The sequence below is a fragment of the Frankia sp. CeD genome, assembly GCF_000732115.1.
Classification (GTDB): Bacteria; Actinomycetota; Actinomycetes; order Frankiales; family Frankiaceae; genus Frankia; species Frankia casuarinae.
Window position 1 is genome coordinate 21,595 of the sequence record NZ_JPGU01000050.1, and the last position, 6,316, is coordinate 27,910.

Sequence of the window (6,316 nt, forward strand, 5' to 3'; positions counted from 1 at the left end):
TGGCGGACCCGGTGGAGGCCACCGGGTCCGCCGCCCGGGTCCGTGCGGCGGGNGGNTGGGGNCATGCTCTCGTCGGCCGGCCTGGACGAGTTTGTCGCAGCTTTCGGGGTTGTCGGCCGGGTCTCGTTCAGGACTCCGGTGCCGCGTCCCCGTGGCCGTTCGCGTTGGCACGCCGGGTGGTCGTGTTGAACATGCGGGTGAGGTACTCGGTGCGCAGGACACCGCGGCCGTCGGCTCCGACATAGCCGACGTCGCGGGTGAGGTAGCCCTCGGGATAGGTGTAGCCGGCGGCGGTGACCTCGCCGTTGCGGGTCCACCAGGCTTTGCGCTGGGTGCGGCAGCGGTCGCAGGCGTGGATGACGTGGTAGGCGCGGGCCTCACGGTCCCAGGTGGCGCTGTGGGGCTGCCAGCGGTGTCCCATGGTGCGGCATTCCACGAAGCTCACGGGCAGGTCGTGCGCCCAGGACTCGATGCTGCGACGGGGGGACTGCTCGGCCATCAGGGTGTTGGCCCCTTTCCGGGGAGACGGNGCGCGGGACGGGAACGACGAATGTAACGGTGGGAGAACGCCGACGGTCTCCTGGAGTGATCCTGCCATCCGGACCCGGTGTGGGTCTCTTCGGTGGGCATGCTGGCGCGCCCCCTGTGACCAGGGTGTATTGGCAATGGACGGCCTACTGTAGTGGGTACGGAGGCAGCGTTGTCGTGCACGCGATTCACGCTGCCGCCTGCTTCACCGCAACCATCGACACTTTCGGTGAACGGCCTGCGGTTGTGGGGCGCGCGGGACGGGGACCTCGAGGCCGAGGTGGAGGCCGAGGTGGAGGCCGAGGTGGAGGCCGAGGTGGATGTGCACGGCTTCCAGCACGCTCACCCGGGCATGGCCGCCGATGGCGAGCGCGACGGGCCGATGATCACCTTCTTGCCTGTGGGTGCCCCTGCGGTAGTGGCATGCAATCGTGGAAGAGTGCGGGGACATCGGCCCATGGGCGGTCACGGGGGTGCGAGCCGGACCGCGGTGCTGGTGTGCCAGGGGCGGGCCGTCGCGCACGGGCGCATCGCTGTCGACCGGTTCGACGATCCGACAGCGATGATGTTTCTGCGCGCCGACGAACGGGGCGTTGTCGAGTGGGTGCGCGGTGGTGTCCCGCCGCGGGGGTGGGGGCGCGGCTTGAGTTTGAGATGGTGCGGGCCTGCGGTGAGGTGATGGTGCCGCGTACCGTCGCCATCGACGAGGCCCTCCGGGAGGCCGTCGGTGGGGCCGACGGCGATCGGGAGGTGCGGCGGGCGGAGCAACTGGTGGTTCTCGGCGCGGGCCTGGACGGACGGCCCTGGCGGATGCCGGAGCTCGCCGGCGTCGCCGTATTCGAGGTCGATCATCCGGCGTCCCAGCGGGACAAGCTCGACCGGCTCGGGGACGCGGATCGGCTCGGGGACGCGGGGCCGCCGGGAACGGCACCGCGCTTTGCGCCGGTGGACTTCAGCCGTGACGACCTCGACGCGGCCCTGACGTCGGTGGGGCATCGGCCGACGGTGCCGACGGTCTGGATCTGGGAGGGTGTCGTACCCTACCTCACCCGTGGCCAGGTCGCCGCCACGACCCGGGTCGTGGCGGGGCGCTCGACCCCGGGAAGCCGCCTGATCGTTCATTACCACGCGCCGGCGCTCTCGGCGCTTCTCGGCCGGCTGGCGGCACGGGTGCTGACTATTGTGTCACGGCGCCCCGATCCCATGGCCCGCGAACCCAACCGCTCGGCATGGACCCCCGCCGCGATGCGTCGGATGCTCGCCGCCCACGGCTTCACCGTCCGCCGCGACGACGACCTGCTCACGCTCGCCCGGCGACTGGCGGTGCCGGTTCGGCACCGCCAATCGCTGCGCAACGGCCACGTCGTCGTAGCCGACCTCCTCGTGGCCGACTTCGACACGGTCTGACCCGCCCTGGTCTGGCGCCACCTCGCGCGCTCCGCTCACGCGAACCGATCCGCCAGTCACCCTGATCCGCCCGTCACCTGACCTACTTACAGTATGTAGCGCCATCGTGGGTTTCGGTTGGGGTTGACCGGGGATGATGTCCAGGGCACCCGTGTGGGGAAACCTGCGAGACCGCACTCGGCGATCGTGGCGACCGACCGGCAAGACACTGCGGACCGTACGCCGGTCGGTCGTCTCCGCGGCCGGGCACCGGGGGAACCGGAGCCACCGGAGGAGGTGAGAGGGGCCGGGTCAGAGCCGGTTGCGCAGCAATTGCTTGCCCTCCTCGGCGCCCTTGCGGCTTTCGTTCTGCGCCCGGCGGAACAAGCTAGCCAGCTCCTGGTCGTCGTCGCGCTCGGCGTCGCCGATGTAGGTCTCCAGCCGCAGCGCGTTGCTCAGACACCGCTCCGTGAACCACAGCAGGTCGTACTGGGCGTCCTTCGTGCCGGTGACGTTCCCGGTCTCGGCTGTCGTGGTCATCTGATCGGCTCCCTTCATCGGGGTCTGCGGATACACATCCTTCGGAGTACCAGTTCCCGCACGGGCCGCTCTTACCCGTCTGTCCGTCCGTGGCCCGAGCACGAGCGACCAACCGCAGAAGATCGACAGCCCGCTCGACACGATCCACGATCACGCCCGCGCCGCCCATGGCACCGCCTCCCCCGGGTGATCCGTCGTGATCCGTCGTGATCCGTCGTGATCCGTCGTCTATGATCCCGTACCGGGGTGGTGCTCCGTTTTATAAGATCCCGGGGTGTCATCGGTCGTCGGCCGGGACTGAACCCGCAGGCCATCGGTCATGATCGAGAGCAGGGGTCGAGCGTGGTCCGCCCGCTCCGGCGCCTGTTCCCGGATCCAGCCGATGGCGGTCACGAGAGAGATCACCTCCTCGACCCGCACGTCCGACCGGACGTCGCCGGCCCGCTGGGCCCGGACGAGGAATGCCAGCGTCGCCTGCTCGAGGGAGTAGCAGGACGCGTGCAGCCCCGTCTCCTCGTCGCGCACCATGGTGAGCAGCCTGGCGGCCACCCCCCCCGGTAGGTCGCGATGTGCGCAATCAGTTTGTCGAGCCAACCGAACAGCGCCGCGCCCGCGTCCGGGGCGTCCAGCAGCCGGTCCACCTCGTCGAGTAGCGCGGCGGTCCGGTCGTGCGGCAGCGCCTCGAGCAGCGCGTCCCGGTTGGGAAAGTGCCGGAAGAGCGTGCCGATCCCGACCTCCGCCTGCCTGGCGACCTCGTTGAGGGAGATGTCCCTGTCGCTGCCGGCGAAGGCGCCCCGGGCCACCTCGAGGATCCGCTCGCGGTTGCGGCGCGCGTGCGAGCGCATCGGCCGGTCCGCCGTCGCCACGCTGCTGGCCGTGTGCACCTCCGGGGGGCTCGGCCGTACGCCCCTTCGAGCCTACGGAAGCTTGGTCGTACGGAAGCTTGGTCGTCACGAGGGGTGTGCTGGTGGTCAGCGGCGCGCGACGGTGCCGAGCGCGACGGCGCAGAGCCGTTCCCCGTCCCTGTCTCCGCCGCGGTCGAAGACCTCGCAGCGCACGGTAACCAGAGTGGAGCCGGCGTGGACGACCTCGGCACGGGCGATGAGCTCGTCGCCCCGCGCCCCCCGGAGATAGTTGATCTTCATCTCGGAGGTCAGGACGGCGTCCCCCGCGACGCTGCCGGCGGCGAAGGTGAGGGCAGTGTCGGCGGCATAGCTCAGCGCCCCGCCGTGCGCGGCGCCGTGCTGCTGGCGTAGATGATCTCCGAGCGGGATGGTCAGCTCGGCCNCCCCCGCCTCGAAGCGACTGAGCCGGGCGCCGAGCAGTCGACTGAAGGGCTGGGCTGCGAGTAGCCCGCGGGCCACGGCGATGTCGGGCGTCATCGGCTCTCCAGGAAGGTGTGCCTGCCGGCGGGGNGCCTACCAAGCAGTGTGGGCCTTGGGAGGTTCGTGGGTCGTCAGGGACTGGGCGCGGGTGGCGGAGGGGTGACGACACGATTGGCAGTGGTCTCGATGGCGGACTGCGGACTGATGATCTGGGCCGTGGCCGGCTGCGGTCGGCTGAGCCACTGCTTTCGTCTCGCTGCTCGCCTGAATCCAGGGCGAAGCGATGGTTATCCGCCTGGCGCGGTGTGTAGGAGGTCGGCGGTATGTCGTGAATAGGGGTTGCGGCGGGGTTTTCGTGCCAGGTCGATCCAGGGTGGAGGAAGGAACTCGGGCCGGCGGNCGGGGNCGAGCCGGACGGTCCAACCCTGGTGGTGCACGAACCGGTGATGATATCCGCACAGCAAGACCAGATTGTCGAGCGAGGTTTCTCCGCCGTCTATCCAATGACGAACATGGTGAATTTCACACCACGACGACGGGCGGTCACATCCCGGATATGCGCAGCAGACATCGCGGGCGATGACGGCGCGACGCAGATCCGCCGGTGCGCTCCGGTAGGCACGACCGACATCCAACGGAACGCTGGCCGCATCGAACAGCACCCGGCCGACCGAGGCGTCACAGGCCAGGCGGCGCAGCACACCGGCCGGCAGCGGCTGACCCCAGCCGGTCGAGGCCGGAGGCCCGCCGTGGCCGAGCAGCGCCGCCCACGGCACGGTCACCGTCAGATGCGGGCGCACCCCACCGGTCACGGGCAGAACGCCGGCACCGAGCACGCGGTGGAACAGCTCGACGAAGGCGTCGGCACGCCGCCGCGCCGGGGAACGCGGATCGGCGGTGCCGTCATCGCCGGGGCGGGGNCCGGCCAGCGGNTCCAACGCCGAACGCAGCAGGGCGGCGGCTTCGGCATCAAGGGTGCCGCTGATCCGCGTGGTCCCGCCCGGCAGGTCGGTCAACCACAGNCCCCGCCGGTCGGCAGGATCACTACCGGGACCCGGCCTACCGTCCCGGTCGCCCGCATCGCTCTGGTCGCCCGCATCGCTCTGGCTGTCCGGGTCGTTGTGGTGACCGGTGTCGGTGGGCCCGTCGCCGCCGGGGCTGGTATCGATCTGGGTGAGCTGTTCGCGCAGGTGCCGGCCGAGACGGGCCAGCTCCGCGGGGTCGAACATCCAGGCCAGCTCCAGCAGCGAAGCCTCCGCGGCGGTATACACCTCGGCGCCGAGGCCACGCGGCAGAGAACGCAGCGCCAGGTGGATCTCCCATGCTTGCTCTACAGTGATCACACCGGCGGTCAGGGCAGCGCCGGTCGCGGCCAGCGGGCCATCCACGGCAATCGCGAGATCAAGCAGACGCCGGGCGTCAACGGGACGCATCCGCAGCCGTTCCCGCAGCAACGCTGCCGTACCGGCCGCGCCCTCCCGCGCGGCCAGGTTCCGCCCATGAGCCTCCCGCGCCAGCGCGAGCCGCACCGCGGCAAGGCGGGCCAGCTCCACCGAACAGTCGTCCAGGGCGCCGTACAACTCGGCGTCCGACAACGACCACACCGGCGCCTCTACCAGGCCACCCACCTGCCCGGCCACCCCCACCAACCCGGACAGCACCCGATGCTGCCCGGTGGCGGGATCGGTGGCGGGATCGGTGGCGGTCATGGATCAAGCGTAGATCACCCCACCTCGGATGTCGAACCTATGTTCGATTACCGTTACTCGGTGCTGTGGTTGCCGAGCGGGCAGGAAGGCCGTTTCGTTGTGGCCGGCAGCGCCGGCAGCGCCGGCAGGGCGACCGCGAGCGTCGCGACCCCGATCGGCACGTTGATGAAGATCCAGCGCCAGCTTGCGGTGTCGGTGAGGACGCCGCCGAGCACCTGGCCGATCGAGGCACCGGCGGCACCGGTGAAGCTGAAGACGGCGATCGCCCTGGCCCGCTGCCCGGGCTCGGCGAACAGTGTCCCCAGGATGCCCAGGCTGACGGCGGCGGCCATCGCGCCGCCGATCCCCTGCAGGAAACGCGCGAGGATCAGCATCGCGGGGCTGCCGGCCGCTCCCGCGAGAGCCGAGGCCGCGGTGAACACCGCGGTGCCGGACAAGAACATGCGCCGCCGGCTGATGAGGTCGCTAAGCCGTCCGGCCAGCAGCAGACTTCTGAAGGCGATCAGGTACGCAAGTAGTACGTCGTAGCAACGCCTGATCTACAGGGTAGAGAAAAGTTGCGATGNCCCCAGATGTGGCAGGGGNNCCCNGCGAGGNCCGCNTGCTCGGGGNNTCGCCGGGGNCCCNAGGGCCAGCCGACGGAGGGTTTGGAGTCAACCCCGCCGGCTGGGGCTCAGATGCACTGACCTCGAACCCGAGATCACGGGATCATCATGGCCATACAGGTCGTGGTCAGGTCAGGCGCCACGTGGCATAGCTACGCGCCAGGGCGGCTCGGTTCTGAGCGGCAAGGCTGTCCGACTGCGCCGCTCGCATGCTCCACAGTCC

At 70.3% G+C, this 6,316-nt stretch carries 6 protein-coding genes and 2 pseudogenes; 1 reads left to right on the plus strand and 7 read right to left on the minus strand.

What is annotated here, in order from left to right; all coding sequences use genetic code 11:
* Positions 1–127: 127 nt before the first annotated feature.
* The gene (locus CED_RS18665; protein WP_023841461.1) at positions 128–499 is read right to left on the minus strand and encodes a hypothetical protein; all 372 of its coding nucleotides are present in this window, start codon (positions 497–499) and stop codon (positions 128–130) included.
* A 486-nt stretch (positions 500–985) separates the two neighbouring features.
* Here CED_RS18665 and CED_RS18670 point away from each other — a divergent pair.
* Positions 986–1,935: pseudogene (locus tag CED_RS18670) on the plus strand (class I SAM-dependent methyltransferase).
* Between the two features lie 291 nt (positions 1,936–2,226).
* On the opposite strand, the gene CED_RS18675 reads toward CED_RS18670, so the two are convergent.
* The 6 genes and pseudogenes from CED_RS18675 to CED_RS18695 form a co-directional block, all read right to left on the minus strand.
* Complete coding sequence (locus CED_RS18675; RefSeq protein WP_023841463.1) at positions 2,227–2,454, minus strand: hypothetical protein; 228 nt, start codon at positions 2,452–2,454, stop codon at positions 2,227–2,229.
* 228 nt (positions 2,455–2,682) lie between these two features.
* On the minus strand, positions 2,683–2,958 hold the full coding sequence (locus CED_RS26355) for a hypothetical protein (RefSeq protein WP_369807857.1): 276 nt from the start codon (positions 2,956–2,958) through the stop codon (positions 2,683–2,685).
* Positions 2,856–3,299 (minus strand): TetR/AcrR family transcriptional regulator, encoded by a 444-nt coding sequence (locus tag CED_RS23025; protein WP_235187145.1) that lies wholly within the window; start codon positions 3,297–3,299, stop codon positions 2,856–2,858. Before CED_RS23025 ends, CED_RS26355 begins: the two co-directional genes overlap by 103 nt.
* 126 nt (positions 3,300–3,425) lie before the next feature.
* Complete coding sequence (locus CED_RS18685) at positions 3,426–3,836, minus strand: PaaI family thioesterase (RefSeq protein WP_035733308.1); 411 nt, start codon at positions 3,834–3,836, stop codon at positions 3,426–3,428.
* 230 nt (positions 3,837–4,066) lie between these two features.
* Positions 4,067–5,488 (minus strand): HNH endonuclease signature motif containing protein, encoded by a 1,422-nt coding sequence (locus tag CED_RS18690; RefSeq protein ID WP_035912799.1) that lies wholly within the window; start codon positions 5,486–5,488, stop codon positions 4,067–4,069.
* Positions 5,489–5,541: 53 nt separating this feature from the next.
* Positions 5,542–6,009, minus strand: a pseudogene (locus tag CED_RS18695) (MFS transporter); the annotation flags it as partial.
* Between the last annotated feature and the right edge of the window lie 307 nt (positions 6,010–6,316).